The following is a 21,881-nucleotide window of genomic DNA, read 5'->3' as shown; positions in this document are numbered from 1 at the left end:
TCGCCCGCTTGATGTTTAAATCCCAATATTACGAAGCTTCTCACCCGACATCAGTTTCTTCTCGATATGCTCAAGGGTGACGTTTTTGGTTTCCGGTATTAGCCAGTAAGTGATACCGACGAACGCAAGGTTTAGCACGGTATAGATCCAAAATGTTGAAGCGGCGCCAAAATTATCCAGCAGCGTCAGGAACGTAGCGCCGATAATCATGTTGGACACCCAGTTAGTGGTCGTGGAGCAGGTCACCCCGAAGTCACGGCATTTCAGCGGCTGGATTTCAGAACAGAGGATCCAGACGACTGGCGCGGCACTCATCGCATAGCCTGCAATACACATCATCGTCATGCCTACGGCCAGCCAGGAGAGCCCGGTTGAGGCCGCGCCGCTGTCGACCTGCATCAGGCAATAGCCCAGCACCAGCGTGCCAAGCGCCATAACGGTAAAACCGATTTTCAGCGCCGGTTTGCGACCGTTTTTATCAACGGTGAAGACAGCAATAAATGTTGCAAACATAAAGGTTAATCCGACTACCACCGTCGCCATCATCTGATCGTGGGTGGAGCTGAACCCCGCCATTTCGAATATTTTTGGCGCGTAATACATGATGATGTTCATACCGGTAAACTGCTGCATAGCCTGCAGCAGCATGCCCAGGAAAACAGCCCGCCTGACGTTACGGTTGTTTTTAAACAATGCCCAGCCGCCCTGCTTCACCTTCAGGCTTTCGCGGATCTCGTTTAGCTCTTCACGCGCTTTTTCCGACGTATCGCGTAGCATGCGTAACACTTCTTCGGCCTTAACATGCTGGCCTTTCGCCGCCAGCCAGCGCGGGCTGTTGGGCAGGAAAATAACCATCGCCAGCAGCACTACGGCCGGAAGCGCCAGCACACCAAGCATTGCACGCCAGTTGCCGCTGTAGCTCAGCGCGGTATCGGACAAGAAGGCCAGCACGATCCCCAGCGTCACCATCAGCTGATACATACTGATCATTTTGCCACGAACTTTTTCCGACGCCATTTCAGACAGATAAAGCGGAGCCGTATAAGAAGCGATCCCCACGGCAACGCCCAGAATCACGCGGGCAAACAGCAGAACTTCAAGATTTGTGGCGAAGGCGGAGCCAAGCGAACCGGCAATGAACAATATCGCCCCGGCCAGCAGGCTGTACTTACGCCCCAGGCGATGCGATAGCCAGCCGTTAAACAGCGCGCCGAACGCGGCGCCCAGCATCATGCTGCTGACCACCCACTCCTGCGCCCGGCTGGTTAAAGAGAAATGATCGGTTAAAAAAGGCAGCGCACCGGCAATCACGCCAATATCCAGTCCGAACAGCAGACCGGCCACCGCAGCGGAGACTGAGACGAACATATTCATGCGGCGAACTTTGCGCTCGTGCGATTGCTGAACAACCGGGGCATGACTGACATAAGACATGGTACAACTCCTGCCTTTATGGAAAGTATGGGTTTTCCTAACGGTAAGAGATTAGCGGCGGGGCGGGTCAGGCCAAAAACAGGCGAAGAGATGGATGATACTGCTGCACTACCGCGTTTTGTGATGCAGGTTTCATATAGCGATGTTATTGAGTGGACGAATTTCATTCATCAACATTTTAAATTTTAAGAAGAAATACCTAACGATCATATGTACTAACCTGATTACCATAAAAAATGAATATGGATTAATTATTCAACAAAAGCTGCGCAAGCCCGACTTAAGGACGAGACAAAAATGGCGGGCGCGCTGAGCAGGTTGCAGAGCTGGCTCCTTTTGCTTCATGGCTGGAGGAGCCGACAGGCAAGCACTAAGTGAGAGGTTTAGCTCCCCCGATAGGTTGAATATCCATACTGGCTCAGGAGCAAAGGGATATGAAGCTTTTCGTTCGTCTTAGTCACGTTGAAAATGACGGGGACAGACGGGAAGAAGGTTTTCATGTCATTAGACTTAAAGTAGTCCCCCACCCTGAACGTCACCTTATAAATGCCGGGCTCCATCTCACCGCTGGCCGGGTAAAGAGATTTTATTCTGCCGTCCGCATCAGTTTTAGAGGTTGCAAGATGTTGCCAGGAAGCACTGTCCTGTTTATCCAGTTCCACCACAACCCCCGCTGAAGGGAGGCCGGTTTGCTGGTTGAGGATGTGTACGCTCAGGGTCCCTTCCGGGGCAGCAAAAGCACTAAAACTGAGTAGCGAGATAATCGTAGCCGTTAGTATTTTCATGACGTTAACCAGTAGTTAAGAAGTAGCGTAACTATAGACGCAGCCTCAAAATTTAAAATTAAACTTTTTGTTATATTTCTCTGGCGGTTAGCGGAGTGTTGTGGAAGAAAAAACGGTGGCATTCAGCGGCCCCAAAAGCAAAAGGGGTCGCCTTTCGGCAACCCCTTTAAGCCCCTCGTTCATCCCACTGACCCGCGCCAGCTGGGTGCGCGCATGGGTATACCAGGCGCAAGTCTGCAGCTCCACGCCGTTGATTTCAAACAGGGTGAGCGACAGCTTTTCCACCTGATGCCAGTCGACGTCCGGGCATGCCGGATGCGTCAGTTTACTCATCTCATCGCGCAGTGCCTGAAACTCAGGCAGTGAACGCGGATCGCCGCCGGTTCTCACCGGCCGGGGTTGTTGGTCATACATGTTTTGGTTGTCCGTGGGCATAAAAAGAGCAGGGTCAAAGTCAGAGGCGGGGGTTACTCAGGGAGCAGAGGAGCAATCATCGTAAAGAACGCTTCTTCATCAAATGGGGCAGGATTTACGCTCAGCGCTCCCGCCGGACAACAGGTCCATCCCTCCCCCTCACCGCTGCGCATAAACAGGCGGTACAGGGGCCGGATATCGCCCGCTGTACTCAGGCAGACCTCAACACAGCCGGTCACGCCCTGGCCGTAAAGAAAGATGGGGGTAAAGCGGATATTCCGCTGCTGATAGTGCAGGACGATACCCGGGACGGAAAATGTGCTACCGCCAATCAGAAACTCAACCAGCGCCGTGTTTGTGGTTTCAGTGCGCACTTCTGTTCCGGCAAGCCATGTTTCCATTGACGCCTGAAGCTGGCTTATTCCCTGGCGAAAGGCCGCGATATCAGCTTCGGCCTTCGTGCCAAAGGCCGTGCTGCGGGGGTGTTGATCCTGCAATTTTTTCAAAAAACGGGCTTTTGCCGACATACTTTCACTGTCCGTCAGGAGGTTAGAGGCGGGTTTGAGCGTCAAGATACTGCTGCTGTTTAAGGTGGCGTATCAGCACCCGCCCCTCAGGCATAAATTCGGTGCCGTAGCGCACCAGGCCGACCCCTTTGAGCTCAGCATCGATGGCATAGCGAAGTTCACCGGGAATGTTCTGGTCGAGGAGGATGACATCGATGCTTTTCAGTCGCGGTTCGTATTTGAGTAATACGGCTGATAAGGTGCCCATCAGTTCATGGGCCGTTCCCGGCATTCCCTGCAGGATTTTAGTCATATCCGGCAGGCCATAGTCAGGCAGGTGCGCCAGCGTACCGGCACGGCAGTTGAGGATGCGCTGCATATTATCCAGCACCGAGAGAATCACCTGGTTCTGCTCGCTGACCAGGTGAAGATCGAGACCGCCGGTGAAGTTGCCAAACAGGGCTTCATACAGCGATGGACGCGGTGACTCACTCATCTTTCAGCGCCTTCAGGGTCAGGCGGTTGTTACCGGCCTCAATTACCCGGGCTTTATCCGGATCGAGGTCGTCCCGGCTCAGCACCACGCGCCAGGTGTTGTTCACCTGGTCCGGCGACATAAACATCCCGGCCACCGCCACATACTGCGCACTTTCCTCCATCGGCATATCGACCGTCACGGCCCCGCCCGGCTGCAGGCGAATGTCTTTCTCTGCCACCAGGTCTGCCTTGATGGCCTGACTGTCAGACTTAAACAGTGACGGGTAATCCGTACTGTCGAAGGTTTTACGGTCCTTGAGCTGATAGATACGCACCACTGTGGACAACGGAACGCCGCCAGCGTTGCTGTTTACGGCCTCACGGGCCCGCAGATCCAGATGCAGGGTCTTTATCTGCTTATAAAAAATCGATTTGGTCACAGCGACAGTGCCGTCGCTGACGCTCTGGGTCAGCCCACAACCGGTCAGCATCAGTGTGATGCCGGCGGTCAGTGCCACCAGGGTGGATTTACCAGCGGTAGTCGCCATCTTCATCGGTCTCCCTGCGGTGAATATGTTCCTGAACCCGCTCATAGCGACCCAGGTTAATGGTGATTGTTTTAGGGTGTGAGGCGGTCTTAGCCGCATTTAGTGGCCGCATGACGGCAGTGCGACCCAGCTGCACAGCGCCTGCTTTGGGATTCGTGCTCATCGTCGCGTCCGGGAGCAGGCTGCGGTCGACGCACAGCTGCAGGCGAACATCGAGCCGCGAGCCAAGATAGACATGCAGCAACGCCATCAGGTCCGTGTGAAGCTCACCACCGGGCAGCCAGCCCTGCACCTCATCCGGATTAGTGGACGTCAGGCGCATCAGCACCTGGCTGTTCACATCGGTGGCATAGTTTCCCATCACCGGGCGACTGGTCAGGGTGACGGGCTGGCTGACACTCATGGTCAGCGGCTTTTTCAGCGGCACGCGGCGCTTGTCGTGGTGCCAGATTTTCGCCTGTGTGTCAGGTGCCAGCAGGCGTACCAGCGAGGCCAGACCTTCGGCCGTTCGCCCCGGCAGAAGCATCACCGGCAGCAGCGCGAGGAAGCGTGACGCAGGGGCGGCGATGCTGTCCGTGCAGCCGTCAATACCAAGGCCTGCCAGGCCCAGCAGATACTGCGAGATGTCGTCCTTACCGCCGGCTTCAAAGCTCGCCGGGTAAGAGTATTTGCGCCAGATGCGGTAATACTGAGCAATCAGCCGGTGGTTGAAGATATCGAGGAAATCCGCCGTGGCCTCATAGCCTTCCCGTCGCTGGGTGATGTCATCGATATAGTGCGTCGGCAGCGGGGACTCCACGCCGTAGAGCCCCATAAAGGTGATGCGCACCGTCGGTGGCAGATGGGTATGTTCAGACGGCTCAATCCCTTTGATTTCAGACGCCGGGAAGCCCATTCCCGGATGAGGCCGGAAGCGCACCGGCTCATGGCGCACCTGCCAGCTGCTGCCGATAACCGGTTTACCCGGCTGGCTCTGCTCCAGTACCTGGCAGAAGCGATAAAAGTTCATGTACGGCAGGTACTGCCGTAGCCGCTCCATCAGCCGGGCAGGCGCGGACTGTGATTCTCTTTCCACCGGATGCACTTTCCTTCTGGCTGAACAATAAGGGTGAGCTGGTTAAACTGGTTCATATCGGCATAGAGGCCAAAGAACCGGTTGAGCATTTCGCCAAACAGGTGAATATCCCCCTCCCCTGTGAAACCGTTGCTGTCGAGGGTGACCTCGATGTCCAGCCCACGCAGCAGATACCCATGTTCAAAACGCTGAAGCCGATGATGGGTCACCTGCTGAATAGCCTCCAGCCGGCGGTTATTGAGCTCATCTTCCTGCCAGTTATACAGCGCCAGGGTACCGCGCAGCACTTCAGCGGTACTCATCATATTGAGGAAGCCGGAGCCGAGGTGGCTCAGCACCCGCCAGTGAAAACGGTCTTCGGCAGGGGGATAGACCGGGAGTGTAGGCTTGCAGAGGTTTCTGACCGTTAACGGGGCCTGCACCACCTGTTCACAGCGGTCAAGGAGCGTACTCTGGAGTGCCCGGCGCGGTAACTGGCCGTTGGTGCCGGTGATTTGCAGCGAGACGGCTTCACGCTCAAACATCCGGTCATCTTCCCACTGGTGGCCTCCCAGAATAAGCCAGGTGTCATACAGCCCGGTCACACTGCGTTTCACGCGGGTGTGGTAGTAACGCGGTGGTGCCTGACGGCGCATCATGCCGCCTTTATGCCGGAAGCTGCTGAACGGCACATACTCCGCATCACGGGTCCGGTTTGAGCCCGTGACTGAGTCGACGGCATAAATCTCGGTGTGTCCGTCCTGCAGTCGTTTAGGTCGCAGCAGATATTCGCTTTCAAGCCCGGTGATGGTGAGCGGGTCTGCTTCCAGGGTGAACAGGTTAATCACCGGTACGCAGTGAAGATGAACCGCGTCATCGGTGACCGGCAGGTCTGATGGCCACGGTGTACTGAACACGACTTCAATATCGAAGTACTCCGCCCCGGCGGGCGGCGTAATACCGTCCAGGCCATTGAGATGGACAAACATAAACTTGTCGCGGAAGGTGAAGTACTCCAGCAGCAGCTGATAGCCGCTGAAGGCGGTATCGCCTTTAGGCCACAAGCCGTCCTCTTCAGCAAACCCGCCGGGGGAAAAATACCCTTCAAGGCGGATACGGTCAGTCTGCCCGGGCAGACGCATGTACAGCGCCGCCTGCCGTTTGGTCAGCATCAGGTGCAACTGGCTGCTGACCGGCGCATCCGCCCCGAGATACAGGCTCAGGTGACTGAGGTCAGCATGGGACCAGTCCGCCTGTGTACTGCAGGCAAAGCGCATGCGCAGGAGCGAGCGTCCGTCCGGTTCGGTGGTCATGGTGACACCCGAAACACTGAGCGGATTGAGCATCATATCCTGGGTCGTGCGGTAGCGACAGACCGTGTTTTTCGGCCCCACCGGGCGGGAGTATACTTCCAGACCCGCGGGCATCACTTCTGCCATTTTCACGGACTGAAGCGCGGGTGTAAACGCCACTACCGAAAGTGACGGAATGGTACGCAGATAGTGTGGCCAGAGCATGCTGACCAGCCCTTCGGTGAGCTCCGGCAGGTCGTCGTCAATTTTTTCACGCAGCCGTCCCATCGAGAAGGCAAAGCCTTCGAACAGGCGTTCAACGTACGGGTCGGGTGTGCCCGCTTTATCCAGGTCCAGCATCGCGGCCCGGTCAGGATGGGTCTGGGCAAACTCTTTGGCTGCTTCACGGAGGTAGCGCAATTCCGCGTCGTAATAACGCAGGGTTAAATCTTCCATTCAACAATATGCCTTAACGAACCATGTTCCATGGTCTTAAATTAATAAAAACTTATTCCAACAAGACTTCACTCTTTTATGCTAAAGTCGGAATCCTGCTATGGAACAAACAATCTCATTCAGAACAATCAATACAAGTAAACCTTTCTGATTTTGAAGGCTTAAAAACCTGATTAACTCACGCAAAAAAATAACAGCGATAAATTCCTTAGTCATATCAAAATTCCATTTTCTGGATGCACCCGTAGATGAATCGCCCTGATTGCTTTTGCTCAGGACTTTGTCCGATGACTATCTCACCATCATAACTTTCTGTATCATCGACTTGGCTATTGCTGCTCTTAACTGGTTTAACGAAGAGAACATTCTCCATGCCCAGCCATTCGTCTTCGTTCGTAGGTTGGGCTCCTAGATTTTTAACAAGAGTGATCATATCGCCCTTAGCCTCAGCAAGCAAAACAGCACCGCCCTCACCCACGTTTTGCTGGACGTTGTATATGTTGTTTTCTTCTATCAATAATGGTTCTGCAAAACTGTAAGTAAAATTGTTATATATATCGTCATCACCAAAAACTATAGAAGCACCAGCTTTCTTCAAAGTACTATCGCTTTTATTATTTCCTGCAAGGCTTATTCCATCAGAGCGCTGACAGAGTAATGCCTTTGATAATGAATAGATGACCGCTTTTCTTGCAGCCACCGAACCTGCATCTGGCGCAGCAAACAATACAGTTGAACGAAAAATGAGAGCCAGACAAATGCTCCATGAAGTTAATCGAAACACCCCAAGTTCACCTTTTTTAAAACGAACAGTTAACTACAGAGAACAGCGGCGCGAGCGGGGTCGACCGCAATCAGACTGGCCAGCAGCTGGTCCATCACCGGCGCGAGGCGGGCCTTGTCAGCCTCACTGCGACCGGCTTTCAGCCGCAGCAGTTTCAGGTGGCGGGCCTGGACTTCAAACAACAGCTCAGGCTCCCATTCAGTAAGGGTGACGTCACGGACCCGTTCGCCCAGCTCGGCAAACAGATGTACCGCCAGCTCATTCTTCCCGTACTGCTCAGCAATACGGCCCATCAGCAGACGCAGCAGCCACTGCTGGCGTCTGCTGTTGATGCCGGGCCTGGTCTGTAGCCAGGTCAGTGCCGCCTCCGGGCCTTCGCTGTCCGCCAGTGCCACGGCTTCCGGCTCCAGCGCCAGAATATCGTCGTGACCAGAGGTGACCGGGGCTGATGGGGTGTCATCACCCCACCCACCGACGGTGTCCAGCACGCTCTGCTGGATCCAGTTCAGCGTCACTTCATCCGCAAACGGCGTGCCGTCACTGAAGGCCAGCATTTCCAGGCCTGACAGGCGGCTCAGCAGCCCTTTCAGATCAGCCGCCACAATGTCCGCCAGCGTGACCTGACCGGACTTCATCAGGGCCTGGTGGATATACCACTGCAAATCCAGCCACAGATGGTTGGCCCCGCGGGAGAAGGTGCTGTCTGCCGTCTCAAGCATTTCACTCCAGTTCTGCTGCAGGTAAAGGCGCTTGAGTAACGCCCGCTGGTCCGCTCTTGGCGGCTCGATGCGCGTGCGACCCTGTGCATCGGGGGCCGGAATGGCATGCAGCGTATCGTGACGCAGACTTTTCATCAGGTGATGGGCTGACAACCAGCCGTCAGGCTGTTCACGCAGATATTCGGCGAAGGTACGTGCCTGGGCCAGTAAATCCTGGCCGGAGGTGATACGCCCTGTTACCGGGGCGTCACCGTGACGTATTGTGGATTGCGGTTCGCTGTTGCTGGCGTTCTGCGGTACAACTGCGTCCACACCACCGGCTCTCTGCAGTCGGCTCTCAAGTGCACCGTACAACGCATTAAGCTGCGGACGGGTTTCATCGGGCTCATTTTCGGTTAACTGTGCAATCAGCAACAGTGCACCGGTGGTGCGCACCGCCTCTTCCCGGACCACTTCCGGGTACAGCAACAGGCTGTCGGTCATGCGGGAGCCTGCCAGCCACTCCAGCGCTGCTTTGCGGCTGCGGTCACGTTGTGGATGCAGTTGGGCACCAAAGCGCTCAAGGAGTCCGGCCAGCAGTTCGAGTCCCTCCGCCAGGCCCTGCTCACCCTCACGGTGCAGTTTTGCCCAGCAATAGTACGTCGCCACCCGAATGTCTTTCGCCGTACCGGTGAGCAGCTTCTCCGCCAGCTGGCAGATGAGTTCCGTATCCGCCCCGGAGAGTTTGTTGACCTCTTCGCGCATCTGCTGAAAGTCATCGTCGTAGCCCGGGTCATCCCCGACGGGGGATGCCTCTGACAACGGCTTCAACCAGCTGTCCCATTGCGCCACCCGCTCCCGGGTGATGTGCAGCAGCGCCGCTTCTTCTTGCTGGCAGGCGCTGAGTAATGTGTTCAGGTTGCTCATCAGTAATCCTCCCCGGTGCCCGCACTGGCAACCCGGTCTGTCGGTGCCGCCCCGGCTGTGCTGAAAATGGTCTCCGGCAAACGGAAGTGACGCAGTTTCAGCAGCGCCAGCGGCCCTTCTCCGGCTTCGGTTCGCAGGGTGTAATTCAGGGGACGACCGTCCTGTGCTTTCCAGCTCAGGCTGTAGCTGCTGCCCGTCCCCGGGTACGCGCTGACCGCCGCCGTGTCGAGCAGGCGTATCCACCCCCAGGCACCGGGAATATCCGCATACTGGCGGGTACCCGCCTGCGTACTTATCCAGCTCAGGTTAGCGCCGGGCGCCTCGGTATCCGCAGGCCATGTGAAGCGCTTCCACGCCGGCAGTTGGTTAACGTAGGTCAGTTTCTGACTGTCGATAATCATGTCCGTCTGCATCACCCCGGCGGCAGTGCCCGGACGCAGCTCAAAGTTCATGCCGGCGTTGCCTTCGGTAAAGGCCACATCCGAGATATGACTCAGGGTGTTGATGGCATTGAGGAAGGCCGGGTTAAAGGTCAGTCCCTGCGAATTGATGCTGTCCGGTACCCAGTGATTACCTTCCCGGTGCAGCACACCTTTGAGACGGGTCTGCAGGAACTGCGCGATACGCCCGGAATCGGCATTGAGGTATTTAGCCAGCAGCGGCAAGGAAACGTCGCTGCTGCTGTTACTGAACGGATAGCGACCACCAAAGGCACTGTTCCACTCACTGACCACGGCCTGCTGCCACTGCGTATTGAGGCTGTCGGCCGCCGGGGTCAGCACCTGCTGCCAGGCCTGCTCCATCGGGTTCACAAACACCGTCTGACCAAAACCGCTCCACTCCTGGCCGAGGCCAGCGGCAATCAGGCTGCCATAGTCGCGGGTTTCGGTCAGGTCGACCGCCTTACCCTGGAATACTGTCTGGGCAAGGGTCTGGGTCATCGCCTGTGGGTCAGCGGCGTTGGTCACCTGCTGCAGGCGCAGACGTACCTGGGTAACACGGGTCAGATACGACTGGAGGCTTTGGGCCTGCGTCCCGGAGCGGGTTTTATCCATCAGCGCCAGCACCGGACCAAAGGTGGCATCCAGTGGCCCGTGAACGCCTGCACTCTGATCAATCGCATCTTTGTCATCCCCACCCAGCAGATTCTTCGCCGATTTCACCAGCGAGTCAGAAATCGCTTCACCCGTTTGCCCGGTGCGCCCCTGCACGTTCAGGGTGTTCATCAGGGCCACCAGAGGCGACTGGCGGACGTCAGCCATCAGGGTCAGCTGGTCAATCGAGTCCGACAGCGTGGCAGCCTGATTCCAGCGCAGGCTGTTAAGGAATTCCAGCCAGGCTCCGCCAAAGTCCGCAAAGTAGCGGTCCGTCAGACGCTTCTTCAGCGCTTCCGGGGAGGTTTCATCCTGTGCCGCCGCCGGCCGCTTGCTGTCCGTCAGCACCCAGTCGAGTTCGTCCCGGCGTGCCTTCACCACTTTCTCGATGGCGGGCTGAACAGACTGCTCCCAGGCCTGACGGGTGAACATCCCCGGCACCACCTCAGAGGTACTGAACAGGCGTGCCGCGTCTGTATCGCCGGCCATGTCATCCAGACGCATATCGACATACAGGTGTGCGACCTGAGAGAGCATCTTCTGGTACAGGGAGGACTCGCTGTTGCGCACGCCCATCAGGCGAACCAGCAGCGAACGTGCCTGGCTGACCATGCTCTCATCTGCAGGCAGACGCCACTGAGGATGAGCCGCCAGCTGCGCCCCGTAAAACGTCAGCAGTGATGGAGCCATCCCCTGCCAGACGCCGTCTTTCACGCCACTGCGTTTTGGCCAGTCGTGCAGCAGCGCCGAACTGAACCAGGCGGCGTCCATATGTTCCGGACGGGCCAGCATCAGGTAGAGTCTGAGCTGGTCATAGGTCGTTTTTGCCATCTGCTCACGCAGCGGGCTGCCCGGCGGCAGCGCGTTAAAGGCACTAACCTGCTTTTGAAGATGGTCAGCGGCCGCATCCCGCAACAGCGGCAGCGCGCTGTCCTGATAGCGTGGCCAGAGTGCGGCCAGCAGGGCATTGTTCTGGCTCAGCCCGGCCTGCTCATACCAGGGCGCACCGTGCTCAGCGCGGTACTGCAGACGGGCCAGCGTTTTCTGGAGTTCAGACAGCGCGTGCAGGCGCTGTTCCAGCGGCTGATTCTGTCGGGCGGCAAGTGCGGCCTGGGCATTCGCACCGTCAATCTGGCTGCGGTTGGTGACATACGCGATGCTCATCCACGCAGCCCAGCCCATCATTGCCAGGGCGACAACTGATGCGAACACTTTGCGCCAGGGAATACCCGGTTTGCGCGGACGGAGTCCGGCCGGGAGTGTCCGGACAGATTCAGGCAGAATATCCCAGCGCTTATCCATGCCCCAGTGGTGCGTCACAGCACGTTCAGCACCGGCAGAGGGCTGACTGAACACCACGCCGGCCAGCGGCAGCGGGCGGTACGGATTGAGCATCACCGACAGTGGCGCAGTCACGCTCTGTGGCTCACGAATAAGCTGGTCAGCGAGCGTCAGTAAGAAGTTATGTTTAACCTCGCCGCAGGTCTGCTGCAGACCCTGCGAGGTCAAATCCGGCGTCAGGGCGGAGAGCTGTTCTGCCAGTCCTTCGGTACGACACCCGACAGGTAACAGGCAGCCGGTCGCCTGCGTAATGCGCCCTTCCGGCTTACCGGCGCGCGGGTGCAGGGACCAGACATACAGCGGGAGTTTCCAGCCAAGCGTTTCCATACGTGCGCTGATGGCATGAGACAGGGAGTCCATGGTGCTTTCAGACGGTACCGGTACCGGCAGCGGCTGCTCCAGCCCCGGTGCTGAGAGCTGGTCAAAGGCCGAGGTGACCCACACCAGGCCATCCACCGGACGACGACGCAGCTTACGCAGCGCGGTCAGCCAGGCACTGTCTGCCGGGGTATTGAGGTCCCCGCCCCACAGCAACAGCGTGCCGCGGTCTTCCTGCCAGAGCTGAACTGTCAGACCCGGGGTCAGTTGCTCAACCTCAGCGGAAGTACCCGTTATCAGCAGGATGCGCGTTTTACGTCCCCAACGCCGACCGTAGAGGTTACGCATGGCTTCACGGATGGTATCAACGGTGACATTGCGTGGTGCGGTCTGCTTGACGCGGCCTTCATCGGCCGGCAGGACATTCTTTCGCTTTGCCTGAAAGCGATGCCAGCGCTCCTGGATTGCCTGACGCACGATCCCACCATGGCGAATGAATAAGACTAAAATCAAAGCGCCTGCAAACCCAAGCCATTTTAAGCCTGAAGTATCCAAACCAATCAAGTGACCGTAGTTCCAGATTAGCCAGGCGACTACTGCAGTAATAATTATTGTCAGCCCGAAACGCCCCCAGTTACCACGCCATACAGTATCCTCAACTGCTTTCATTCTTATTCCCTGTTGTCACTGTATTAATAAAACGCTGCCCTTCACCTTCCGATAACATCAAACAGTTTGTCTTTAATAGCTGTATCGCATCACTGACTATGGCAGTCATTATCCAGGGGGAGAATGGTCCGCAGCGCCCGGCATATGTCTCAAGCCAGTGCAGTTGTTCTGTTTTCCAGTGTCCCTGATATAACTCACTCGCTTTAAGCATCAAGGAAAACGACTGCCCCCAACGAACGTGGTCACCGATGATATGCTGTGTGTTGATAGACTGGGTCTGGGTAGAAAAGTAGAGATCGAATTCACTGAACAGGTCATCGCCTTCCAGAGACATAGGACGGAGCAAGCGTACGTCGTGGTCTAGTTCATATTTGGTCGCAACATCATCAGTTGTCAGCAAGAGCGTAGCAAGCGCATCGCTATACCGATCACGACCACACAACTGTTGAACCATGACAAGCTCAACTGAAATATCTGGCGTTTTGATCCTTCGTTCTACGGAATCAAATGAAAGAGAGCGTTGCACTGACAATGTGGGGACTGGGCGTTCCGTTGGCATCAACTCACGCCAGCAATCTTCAAAGATTACTCTTAGCTCAGTGTCTTCCTCGGCAGAATCAGTTAGCAGAACTACCTTCAACGCTATTTCTGTTGGTAATCGCATCAGCGCATCTTTAACACCTTCAAGCTGAATCAATGATGCTGCCATAGCTGGGCTAATATCAAGCCGCATGGCCAACCCGTTGTATTCTTCTAATTCTGTACTTACAGGTATAAACATTGGCACTGTCAGTGACTGAGGCAGGATCACTTCGCTGCTCATTACGGCCAAATAACGCCCAGCCCATTCGGTCCATTGCTGTTGAGAGTAATCAGCTTCTTTCGATTCAAATTCGTGCTTATCAATACCATTGTTATAGAGCCAGGCTCTCAGGCAAATGCAGAAAATCCAGATTAGTGGTGGAGAGCCGGACACAACCCAAATATTGTAATTCTGCCCTGCACCCAGCAACTGATTAGCATGGAGAACAAAGAGCAACCCTCCAGCGATCAGGGCAGCGAGACCACCGATAAGCCAGATAAGAAGAGAAGGTTCTTCCGGCATCGGAGTAACATGTGATTTTTGACGCTCCCAGCTCATTAATTATCCTATAGCGCAATCCGGCGCGCTGGAGATGACCTGACAACCACATTCACAATGGCAACCATCCACGACAACTGATTTACCATCAGAAGACCATTCAGGCGAACCTTCTATGATAGAGTTTATTCCGTGGCCTTCTTTTGGACAGTTTATTTTATCTCCCACCAGTGCGACTTTCTTATTATTAACGATCATAGTGGATGATGCTGAGATCACTGCACCACCATGCGTTGTCTTATCACCTAGCAAAACAAAACCATTAGACATTTTAAAACCTCGTTGTAAAAATGGTCATCAAAAATAGTTATTACTCTAGCAATCCACACACGAATTCAATCATCGTTTAACTAACCATCATTTTTTGAAATTGATTGAAGTTTTTTAAAGTCAGGAAAATCTTTCCCATGAGCATCAATGGTCCCATCAGGATACTTAAAGACTGTATAATTATTATTGTTTATAGAATTCTTCCTTGGACCTTCAGAATAAACAACGCCTTTAAAATTGGAAATTAAATCAATATTAACAGAGTTTGCATTTTTAACTCCGTAACTATATAGATTTCGATCTCCAAGCATAATCAAACTAACACTTTTACCATGATTCCCCATGAAATCAGTATCTATCCATGGAAAATACTCCCTTTTGATTTTTACATCTTCAGATGAGATATTCTCAATATTACCGTTATAATTTTGCGGAAGATTATCGTCGAAGACTAAGACAATTGAATTCCTTATGCTTGTGTTAATTTCTTTATCAAATTTATTTTTGTCATACATTAATTTTACAGTTACATTGCTCAATTTCCATTTACAATCTCCACCGCCATCAATTGGAATTGATGCATTCGAAATCAAGCCTATAACTTTGACATTTTTCTGAATGAAGTTATACCCAGCCTCTTTGTATTTCTTTCCTTTGGAATCATACCTTTCAATAAAGCAGGAATTGGATCGATACATAACACTAATTGGTAATACATTTATGTCTGATTCTGAATTAACTTTAATATCTACGAATTTGCTATTTTCGGGAGGAGATAGCGATTCATCTTTTTTACAGCCAATTATGATAAATGGGAATATTCCGCACATTAGCTTAGTTAATATATTCATGATCTTCCTTCGCTACTTTTTTGAATCTTGCCAATGAATTATTCCATGCATCTTTTGACTGCGAAATCTCTAATGTTTTTGGAAGCATATTCTGTAGCACTAAGAACATTTTATTTCTATTGACTTCATCTTGCGAAACGCTTTTCCCTAATTTTGACGCCTGTTCTACCTGCTCAGAAAATTCTTCACGTTTTTTCTTTCTTTCCATTTCACGTGTCGGATCAACTAATTCAATTATCTCATTATTGTTAAATGGCATGTATTTATTTGACATAGAGTGATTTGCTGGATTTGTCCAAGAGTCAACATCTGGATTGGTATTTTTAGGAAAATAATGTCTTAAGATTCCAGGAGACAAACATTTTACAAATTTATTTTGCTCTTCAGCTGTAGTGCAAAATATTTGCTCATTAAGTTCTGGAACAAGATATAGCTTACATTTATCAAATGATATATCCCTTATTGACATATAAGGGGTTCTAACACCCATACCTATAAGTGGCATTATTCTTTTTGAGTACTTAACAATAGACTGTTCAGCCTTAAAAAAGCAGACAGTGCTACCATGATGCCAATAAGGATCACCAAACTTAACACCGCCCCCTTATTCTGGAAGAGATAGCAAAAAGTATAGCACTATTCCGCTCAGCTACTTAGTCCAGAGGGGCGGCATTAGCATATTCAATTAAACTTTTTACTGTGTCTACTTGAAATGTTTTCTAGTTTATTAAAATCTGGGAACGCATCTCCATTATTGACAACCTCACCGTCTGGATAAATATATCTTGTGAAATTCCCACCACTTTCATTTTTAACTTTTGGACCGATCGAATAAGTTATTAAATCGGAATTAGACTCAGGTGCGAATAAAATCTTATAAGTATTTTTTGTTTTATAGGTAGAATATAATCTTTTACTGTATGTCCATAAGTCCCTTGAATGCCCATTTAAAAAACGCTCATTGATCCATGGGAAATAACGTTTTGATATTAATAAATCTCCAGTGACATCTTCATAAACACCATCGTCTCTTTGTGGATGATTATCATCAAAAATAACAATAATGCCGGAACCTACAACATGATCAACTTTTCCTTTGAATGCGTCAGCCCTATATTGGATATCAATAGTCACATTACTCAGCTTCCAATCACATTGCCCTCCTCCATCGGATGGAACTAACGAACTATAATCAGAGCCATTTTTTTCTTTTTTTAACTGTATTTTTGTATATTTAAAACCTGGTTCCGTATATGATTTCCCATCAGAGTTATAACGTTTTTTATGACAAACATTTGAACGATATATGACCCCAACAGGTAATAATTCCATTTCATCCGGAAGTTTCACTACCAACTTAACGCTTCCCATTTTGGAGTCTGTGGTAAATTTGTCATTTCCATCGTATTCAGTAATTTTTAAGGTTAACAGTATAACCAATATAGCTTCAGCTGATATCTTCATACTCTTCCTTAGCGATGTATTTAAAGCGAACAAGACTATTGCGACAAGTAGTATCAGTAGTGGAAATATCTAACGTTCTGGAATGAATGGGTTGTAACGTTAGGAGCCAACCATTTTTTAACACTTCATCAATAAACTAGTTTAGCATGCATGAATATTACTCACTAATTAGTGATTGAATCTTTTTATAGTCAGGAAAATAAGGGGAGGATTTAGTCGTTCCATCCGGATAAGTAATAGACATATATTCTCCGACTTTTTGTTCTTTAGGCTCTACGGCATAAATAGTTTTGGTAGAATGAAATCGCGGATGAAAAGAAACACGCCCTCCGTTACGTACCCGATACATCTTATCAGGAGTACTTCTAATAATTGATTCGCTTTTTTTATAGCCATTGATGTGATATGTAGTAACCATTGGGAAATAATCACCAGTTAGATCAAGATCCCCATTAACATCTTGGTATGATCCACTAATCCGTTGAGGATCATTATCATCGAAAATTACAACCTCACTAATTGGAACACTATGAGAAGCACCATCCCCAAGAATGCTGTGAAAACTAAGTGTTAAGTTGCTTAGCTTCCACTTGCAATCACCGCCGCCATCTCTAGGGATTGGTAATTTGTACCCTTTTTCCTTGCCCTCATTATTTAATGAAAGCTTCATAGTTTTATAACCTGGTACCTCATAACTATGTCCAGCACCATTAACTTGCTTTTTATGGCAAATATCGGAACGATACATAACCCTCAGAGGTAGCATTTCTAGAGATTTTGGCAATTGGATAGAAATCAAAACATTCTCTCCTTTTTCTGAAGGAGAGAATGCCTCATCTTTATTACAAGAGCATAAAAACAAGGATATTGCTGGAAGAAGATATTTAGTTAATGTTTTCATATTGTTCTTTCGCCCTCTGGTTAAAACGAACGAGTGCATTCTCGTTTACAACACTTCCCTGAGTAGCTTTCAATGCCTGAGGCAAAAGATGTTGCAATTCTAGAAATAACTTATTGCGCACAGCTTCATCCATTGATGTCTCATCAGATGAATTAATTGATTTATCAACCATAGATTCAAACTCCTTCCGTTTAATTTTTCTTTCCAATTTTCTTGAAGAGTCTGTCAATTCCAAAAGTTGATTATTCAAAAATGGAACATATTTATTTTCCATTGAGTGATTTGCAGGGTTCGTTAATGAATCAAGATCAGGGTTTGTATTCTTCTTAAAGAATCGCTCAATACTTTTAGGATCAAGACACCCGATGAATTTTTCTTGTTTTTCCTTTGATTCACAAAATGCACTTTCATTAAGCTCTGGAACGAGATATAACTTTGCTTTTTTAAATGCAATTTCTTTTATTCTTACAATAGGAGAGTTGCTACCAAAATCAACACCCGTAGCTGCAAACTGCCTTTTTTTGAACCTAACTACCGTTTGCTCGGCTTTTAAGAAGACAACAATATCTCCGTGATGCCAATATGGATCCTGTGATTTATTTTTGATACTGATAGCAGTGTCAGCAAGAGCTTTGGGGAAACCGAAAACGACAGCCATATTGGCCCAAAGTTTATACATTTCATTATCAACATCAACTTCCATAGGTATACTGGTTACCGTATCAGTATCATTTACATGTCTATAGTGTGTAATGTTCCCCAACGACGATATCGCGTTTCTTGTAAACGTACGCGGCATGCCGTAAGTATAAATAACAGGGTGGTAATTTATCAGCTTTGATGCTTGTAGCAATGTCAACGCGCCACCTAAGCTATGCCCACAAATAAATAACTCTCGTCCTGCAAGCAAGGAATTTAATCGTTCAAAATCTTCAGGGAAAAGTCGTTGCGCATGCCTAAATGCCTCTAAAAAACCTCGATGACACTGCCCTACGGGGGAAATATCTAGGCAGGGCACTGGAACGAATTTAGCATCTGTCACTATATCTGCACCTGCAGATGGCTCAGTACCTCTCCATGCAACTATTATCTGCTTGCCATTATGAAGATAAAATAGTTGTGTCCCCCCTTCTCCATTATTTCCTTCTGTCGTATCTAAAAAAACCGGGTCTATATAGCGTTCACTAAAAGGTACATCTATAACTATAGGACAATAGCCTAACAAGGGAACTTCAGATAAATCTTGGAATTTTTCATTAAATAAGGAAAGAACATCTACTTTTTCTTTATATGCGTAATTAGCCAACAAACCTAAATTCATAGCATTAACAATCGAATATTCTTTTGTATGATGGAGAAGAATATTCCAAGCCCTAAACGGACAGGTTTTCACTATTACTCTCGCATTAAAATACATATTCGAGATCGTTAAACCTGAAAACTCTGGATCTGGAAAGTGAAATTCAGGTAGTTCCTTGGCTTCCCAACCTAGTATTTGAGGTGCTTTGTCACATAGCTGTCCTATAACCACATAATAGCAAATAAGATTGGTCTTCTTATCTACGATAACCGGTGACATTTTCATCGAATAGGAATTAGTCCTTTCAATGTTTAGTGTCCTTTTTTCCATTTCATCGGCAAGTGGTTGAGCTTCGACAAAAAGGGTGAGGTCAGGATGAAGCAAGTCATCGATCCTAAACACCCCTTCAGAATTGGTTATTCCAGTATATGGTTCTATGACCTTATCGCGTGATGCCTCATTTTCAGCGCGACAAGCCATATTTGTTACAGGGTTGTCATTTTCATCAACTAATTGAATCTCAATCCAGCATTTCTTTTGCGCTGGAGCCTGGGCTTTTCCGAATGTTCCTACCGCTGATGTTCTTGATTCGCTCATGATGACGCTCCTTGTTCGCTGTCAGTACTGCTTAGAGGAAACTCAATTTTCATTGATGACGGAGACGCAGTATAAATTGGCATAGTATTGCCGAGCTTATCTGTTGTCCCTGAATAAACATCACCTTCAGCGGTGGTTACCTTATAAAGAGTGTACGGCATCACCTCACCCGTATCCTGATTAGTTATTGCAAACCCGCCTTTAAATCCTTTAGGCAGTTCCTGAGGAGACAGATTTAAATTTGCCGCCCCCATTTTTTGCACATTCGCAGCTTTCAGCAGGATGTTACCCGGGCACCCAATTTCAATATTTCCGCCACTGATCTTGATATAAGCCCCATTACAAACAAGGGTTAATTCCTTGCTGGCATTTACCGTCACGCTACCGCTATTGCTGGTAACAGTGACATCCTTCAATGCCTGAACATTCAGTGCATCTCCCTGTGCCTGCACATCCACTTTGCCCAGCCCGGCAAAAAGTTGCATCCCTGCACTTTGTGCAAATAGACTGACCGTTTTCGACGCCGCAACAGTTACCGACTGAGCTGCGCTTATGTCCGTATTGCGACCAGATACGATTCCTACACTTTGACTTCCAGACGCGATCCGAACCGCTTCGGGAGTGACCATCCCAATTCCCATCGGTGAATGAGCTAATATCCCTGGTTTTTGCAGTCCGGACAGCGCACTATTCAGACTCGATTGGCTATCTGAATCTGCCGAAGTTGCTTTTGCTGTTTCAGCTGCTTTGCTGAGACTTTTTGCGAGAGAAAGAGCCTGTTCCAGCTGCTGTACAGCTTCATGCATATCGAGCATTATACCGTCAGCATTTGGTTGAGAATCAGCACTTAGGAAAATCCCTTTCCCCCCCCGAACAGCTACCCAATCATCGGTGCGCAACTCTGCACCTTCTCCTCTAACCACGCGCTCCTCATCGACGTTGTGCCCTAAATTAAGCTGGGTCTTGCCGCCATACTCAGTACTGAGCTTGACGTGCTCTTCGCCGCGCTTGTCCTCCATCCGCAGTTTGTTCAGCCCGGCGGTACGGATAACGTTGCGCGTGCTGTTGGCCTCCGTAACATGGTCAACATGGCGGGAGTCGTGCATCGCGTGGGCTATATACGGGCGGTCCGGATCACCTTCATGGAAGGCGATGGCCACTTCCGTGCCCTGAATCAGCGGGAAGTGGAAGCCGTACTTGTCACCACCGTAAGGCTTGGCAAAACGCACCGGCATACTTTCCATGCCCTGGCGCTTATCGTCGCGGTCGGCATCGAACTTCACCCGGTACATGCCCGAAGCATCCTGCCAGGCGTAGATATCGTTGTCTTTGGCGCTGGTCACGCGCGCCATCAGGGTGCCGCTGACCACCGGGCGTTTTTTGGCCTCAGGTCGCCAGCAGCGATTCTCGTAGTACGGCATCGCCGCCCACTCCACCTTCAGGGCGTTCTGACGACTGGCGGTGTAACCGGCACTGACGATGATGAGCCCGTTCTCGGTTTCACGCGGCAGGGTCGGCGGAATAGCCGCTTCGGTAATGGTCAGCACCTGGGCCGGCCCGAGGGTGTGGTCGGTGCTGCTGCCGGTCACCGTCGTCTGGTTTGACAGGAAGCGTTCATGCTCCAGACGCGCCCAGAAGTTGGCGGTTTCTGCCGCAGGGGTAATTTTGTCACCCCGTTCAAGATGGCGCGGGCGGTGGTGATACACATCCCCGTAAGTGACACCGTCCCCGTCACCCCGGGTCATGTCTGCCGGTACCGAAGAGAGGACGTTCTGAGCTTCCCTGTGGTTGTAGTCATTGGCCGTCACAGAGCGTTCCACCACGTTGTGCCAGACATGTATATCCCACACCGAATCCACCGCGTTATCGTTTGTTCCTGACGGGCTGTTCAGCGGCAGCTTTTTACCGAACGTCCAGGCGCTCTGTTTGTCTGCAAAATGCACCACTTCGGTCTGCGTGTCCGGCTGCAGGGTAAAGAAATAAAATATCCCCACTTCGGCCAGCAAACGTTCGATAAATGCGAGGTCATTTTCCTGATACTGATTAATCTGTTCCCGCTTCGGATAGTCGGCTTTGAGCGTGAACTCATACTCCCAGCCTTTCAGCCCATGCTCCTGGAGGACTTCGGTGACCACCTCCGGTACCGATTTATTGACGAAAAAGCGGTGGGTACGGAATTGATTTTTTAACAGTGCCAGAAACGGTTCAATGATAATCTGGTAAGTCGCCTGGTCGCGTGACCCTTTGATACGCTTAAAATGCGTGACCACACCGTGGACAACTTTTCGGTCAGTCAGGGCGAACAAATCACCTGCCCCCATGGTCAGAGTCGCTGGTTTGCTCAGCATCTGGCGGGCATCAATGTTGAGATCAATGCTGGTAAACAGGACGGTGTAATAATACAGATCACTCATAAATTCTTTGCCGCTGAACTCCTCCACATCCAATGAAGATGTACAGGAAGGAATATCCAGACGGTAGCGGTTCATCCCGTCTTCAGTTACTGCAGACAGGGTGTTCTTCAGCGTATCAGTCAGACTCATGATGTAACTCCATGGGA

At 50.8% G+C, this 21,881-nt stretch carries 19 protein-coding genes and 1 pseudogene; 1 reads left to right on the top strand and 19 read right to left on the bottom strand.

Going from position 1 to position 21,881, the window contains the following annotated elements; genetic code table 11:
- Nucleotides 1-15: 15 nt before the first annotated feature.
- A complete protein-coding gene (locus tag ACA108_08090) occupies nt 16-1,434 on the bottom strand; it encodes a sugar porter family MFS transporter (protein ID XEX97448.1) in 1,419 nt (472 codons plus the stop codon).
- A 27-nt stretch (nt 1,435-1,461) separates the two neighbouring features.
- On the opposite strand from ACA108_08090, the gene ACA108_08085 reads away from it, so the two are divergent.
- The gene (locus ACA108_08085) at nt 1,462-1,623 is read left to right on the top strand and encodes a hypothetical protein (protein XEX97447.1); all 162 of its coding nucleotides are present in this window, start codon (nt 1,462-1,464) and stop codon (nt 1,621-1,623) included.
- Nucleotides 1,624-1,817: 194 nt separating this feature from the next.
- Here the strand turns inward: ACA108_08085 and uraH are convergent, their stop codons facing one another.
- The 18 genes and pseudogenes from uraH to ACA108_07995 all read right to left on the bottom strand — a co-directional run bounded on the left by uraH (nt 1,818) and on the right by ACA108_07995 (nt 21,864).
- Nucleotides 1,818-2,219, bottom strand: a complete 402-nt coding sequence (uraH, locus tag ACA108_08080; GenBank protein XEX97446.1) for a hydroxyisourate hydrolase — start codon at nt 2,217-2,219, stop codon at nt 1,818-1,820.
- Between the two features lie 168 nt (nt 2,220-2,387).
- Nucleotides 2,388-2,633 (bottom strand): annotated as a pseudogene (locus ACA108_08075) (type VI secretion system ImpA family N-terminal domain-containing protein).
- Nucleotides 2,634-2,686: 53 nt separating this feature from the next.
- Complete coding sequence (locus ACA108_08070; GenBank protein XEX97445.1) at nt 2,687-3,205, bottom strand: hypothetical protein; 519 nt, start codon at nt 3,203-3,205, stop codon at nt 2,687-2,689.
- The gene (gene tssE / locus ACA108_08065) at nt 3,183-3,635 is read right to left on the bottom strand and encodes a type VI secretion system baseplate subunit TssE (GenBank protein ID XEX97444.1); all 453 of its coding nucleotides are present in this window, start codon (nt 3,633-3,635) and stop codon (nt 3,183-3,185) included. Before tssE ends, ACA108_08070 begins: the two co-directional genes overlap by 23 nt.
- Complete coding sequence (gene tssJ / locus ACA108_08060; protein XEX98051.1) at nt 3,628-4,164, bottom strand: type VI secretion system lipoprotein TssJ; 537 nt, start codon at nt 4,162-4,164, stop codon at nt 3,628-3,630. The genes tssE and tssJ overlap by 8 nt, the downstream gene beginning before the upstream one ends.
- Nucleotides 4,145-5,203, bottom strand: coding sequence for a type VI secretion system baseplate subunit TssG (gene tssG, locus ACA108_08055; protein ID XEX98050.1), 1,059 nt, complete (start codon nt 5,201-5,203; stop codon nt 4,145-4,147). Before tssG ends, tssJ begins: the two co-directional genes overlap by 20 nt.
- On the bottom strand, nt 5,203-6,966 hold the full coding sequence (gene tssF, locus ACA108_08050) for a type VI secretion system baseplate subunit TssF (protein ID XEX97443.1): 1,764 nt from the start codon (nt 6,964-6,966) through the stop codon (nt 5,203-5,205). The genes tssG and tssF overlap by 1 nt, the downstream gene beginning before the upstream one ends.
- Nucleotides 6,967-7,183: 217 nt before the next feature.
- Nucleotides 7,184-7,750: a hypothetical protein gene (locus ACA108_08045; protein XEX97442.1), complete on the bottom strand. Its 567-nt coding sequence runs from the start codon at nt 7,748-7,750 to the stop codon at nt 7,184-7,186.
- A gap of 29 nt (nt 7,751-7,779) precedes the next feature.
- A complete protein-coding gene (gene tssA / locus ACA108_08040) occupies nt 7,780-9,375 on the bottom strand; it encodes a type VI secretion system protein TssA (GenBank protein ID XEX97441.1) in 1,596 nt (531 codons plus the stop codon).
- A complete protein-coding gene (locus ACA108_08035) occupies nt 9,375-12,797 on the bottom strand; it encodes an ImcF-related family protein (GenBank protein ID XEX97440.1) in 3,423 nt (1,140 codons plus the stop codon). Before ACA108_08035 ends, tssA begins: the two co-directional genes overlap by 1 nt.
- Nucleotides 12,784-13,938 (bottom strand): hypothetical protein, encoded by a 1,155-nt coding sequence (locus ACA108_08030; GenBank protein XEX97439.1) that lies wholly within the window; start codon nt 13,936-13,938, stop codon nt 12,784-12,786. The genes ACA108_08035 and ACA108_08030 overlap by 14 nt, the downstream gene beginning before the upstream one ends.
- Before the next feature lie 3 nt (nt 13,939-13,941).
- A complete protein-coding gene (locus ACA108_08025; GenBank protein ID XEX97438.1) occupies nt 13,942-14,208 on the bottom strand; it encodes a PAAR domain-containing protein in 267 nt (88 codons plus the stop codon).
- A gap of 80 nt (nt 14,209-14,288) precedes the next feature.
- Nucleotides 14,289-15,059, bottom strand: coding sequence for a hypothetical protein (locus ACA108_08020; protein ID XEX97437.1), 771 nt, complete (start codon nt 15,057-15,059; stop codon nt 14,289-14,291).
- Nucleotides 15,043-15,564 carry a hypothetical protein gene (locus ACA108_08015; protein XEX97436.1) on the bottom strand — a complete coding sequence of 174 codons (522 nt, stop codon included), beginning with the start codon at nt 15,562-15,564 and terminating at the stop codon, nt 15,043-15,045. The genes ACA108_08020 and ACA108_08015 overlap by 17 nt, the downstream gene beginning before the upstream one ends.
- 176 nt (nt 15,565-15,740) lie before the next feature.
- A complete protein-coding gene (locus tag ACA108_08010) occupies nt 15,741-16,523 on the bottom strand; it encodes a hypothetical protein (protein ID XEX97435.1) in 783 nt (260 codons plus the stop codon).
- A 157-nt stretch (nt 16,524-16,680) separates the two neighbouring features.
- Entirely contained in the window at nt 16,681-17,424 is a 744-nt protein-coding gene (locus ACA108_08005) for a hypothetical protein (protein ID XEX97434.1), read from the bottom strand.
- Nucleotides 17,408-19,321, bottom strand: coding sequence for a lipase family protein (locus tag ACA108_08000; protein ID XEX97433.1), 1,914 nt, complete (start codon nt 19,319-19,321; stop codon nt 17,408-17,410). Before ACA108_08000 ends, ACA108_08005 begins: the two co-directional genes overlap by 17 nt.
- Nucleotides 19,318-21,864 carry a type VI secretion system Vgr family protein gene (locus ACA108_07995; protein XEX97432.1) on the bottom strand — a complete coding sequence of 849 codons (2,547 nt, stop codon included), beginning with the start codon at nt 21,862-21,864 and terminating at the stop codon, nt 19,318-19,320. The genes ACA108_08000 and ACA108_07995 overlap by 4 nt, the downstream gene beginning before the upstream one ends.
- Nucleotides 21,865-21,881: the final 17 nt, after the last annotated feature.

Origin of the sequence: Dryocola sp. LX212 (genome assembly GCA_041504365.1) — a bacterium.
In the GTDB taxonomy this organism is placed as follows: domain Bacteria; phylum Pseudomonadota; class Gammaproteobacteria; order Enterobacterales; family Enterobacteriaceae; genus Dryocola.
The sequence above is the reverse complement of the archived record's forward strand: the minus strand, read 5'-3'. Positions and strand labels throughout refer to the sequence as shown.